Here is a 1896-nt window from a genome sequence, read left to right on the forward strand (position 1 = left end):
TTCCAAGACAACCGTTGTGGTTTCTTCCGTTACTTCCGAATCGAAGCCGCCCATAACACCGGCAACACAGCTTGCCTTTTCAGCATCGGCAATGACCAGCATATTTTCCGTCAGTTGCCGTTCAACCTGATCCAAGGTCGTAATCTTTTCTCCTTTCTTTGCTCTTCTGGCAATGAGTTCATGTCCGGCCAACTTATCGTAATCGTATGCATGTAAGGGAATGCCGAATTCAATCATGACATAATTCGTTACATCGACGACATTGTTAATAGGACGAACGCCGGCTTTACGCAACCGTTGCTGCATCCAAAACGGCGACGTGCCCACCTTGACGTTATAAAGAATGCGGGCCGCATAGCGAGCACACAGTTCCGAATCGTCAATGGTTACCTTCAATTTTCCTTCAATTTTTTCACTGCCTTCTTGTATTTCTACTTGCGGCAGCTTGGCTTCCTGTCGGGACAACACGGCAAATTCACGGCTTAAGCCCACCATACTGAAGCAATCGGCCCGGTTCGGCGTCAATTCGTATTCATATACGACATCACGCAAACCCGTCTGAGCTACGGCGTCAACACCTATAGGCGTATCTTCCGGTAAAATCCAGATTCCCGACCGTTCTTCCGGCAAGAGAAGGCTGTCGTCCAGTCCCAATTCATGAGCCGAACAAAGCATTCCTTCCGACGTTTCGCCGCGAAGCTTCGACTTTTTAATTTTCACACCGCCGGGTAAATGAGCTCCGTGTACGGCAACAGGCACGATTTGTCCTTCCCGTACGTTCGTAGCGCCCGTAACGATGGTCAGTTCCTTATCTCCCATATTAAGGGTACAAATAACAAGCTTATCCGCATTGGGATGCGGCACGATTTTCGTAATCTTACCTGTAATGACATTTTGTATATCTTCGCCCCAATATTCCACCTGTTCTACAGGAATGCCGGCAATGGTCAAAACATCGGCAAATTCTTGAGGTGTTCGGCTTTTATCTATAGTTACATACTCTTGCATCCATTCGAATGAACTTTTCATCTTCCGTACCTCCTAAAACTGATTCAAGAAACGCATATCGTTTTCGTAGAACAGGCGTAAGTCATCAATTCCGTACTTCAACATGGCAATACGTTCTACACCCATCCCGAAAGCAAAGCCGTTGACTTTGTCAGGATCGTAACCGTTCAGGCGCAATACGTTCGGATGAACCATACCGCAACCGAGAATTTCAAGCCAACCCGTATGAGAGCATACACGGCATCCTTCACCGCCGCACATAACACAGGAAATATCCACTTCCGCACTGGGCTCCGTAAAGGGAAAGAAGCTGGCGCGGAAACGCACCTTCGTCTGCGGTCCGAATATTTCGCGCAAAAAGTCTTCCAACATACCTTTCAAGTCGGAAAAACGAATATGTTCATCTACTATAAGCCCTTCCATTTGATGGAATACAGGCGAGTGAGTGGCATCATAGTCCCAACGATATACCTTCCCGGGAACGATAACCTTAACCGGTTCGTTCGGTTTGTGAGCCTGTAAAGTACGCGCCTGCATGGGCGATGTATGAGTACGCAGGAGGATTTTATCCGTTATATACATGGAGTCTTGCATATCCCGTGCCGGATGATCATCGGGGAAATTGAGACATTGGAAGTTATAGTAATCGTCTTCAATTTCGGGACCTTCCACAATGGAAAAACCCATATGAAGGAAGGCCTGTTCCATTTCACGACGAATTTTATGGAGAGGATGTTCATGACCTGTAATCGGTTGTCTACCCGGCAAGGTGATATCAATGCGTTCCGACTCGATTTTAGCTGCCAATACGGCGGCTTTCAATTCTTCCGTCTTGGTATTCAAGTAACCTTCAATGACTTCGCGTGCCGAGTTAACAGCCTGGCCGAC

2 protein-coding genes are annotated in these 1896 nt (G+C 47.3%); both read right to left on the bottom strand.

Annotation, left to right across the window (positions count from 1 at the left end):
• The coding region (gene ytpR, locus PGX78_RS07915) for a YtpR family tRNA-binding protein (RefSeq protein WP_270446371.1) at positions 1-1029 on the bottom strand (1029 nt) is incomplete at its 3' end.
• Between the two features lie 12 nt (positions 1030-1041).
• A partial coding sequence (pheS, locus tag PGX78_RS07920; RefSeq protein ID WP_270446373.1) for a phenylalanine--tRNA ligase subunit alpha occupies positions 1042-1896 on the bottom strand: 855 nt, incomplete at its 5' end.

This window comes from Megasphaera sp. AF13-6AC, from assembly GCF_027685385.1.
Classification (GTDB): domain Bacteria; phylum Bacillota; class Negativicutes; order Veillonellales; family Megasphaeraceae; genus Megasphaera; species Megasphaera micronuciformis.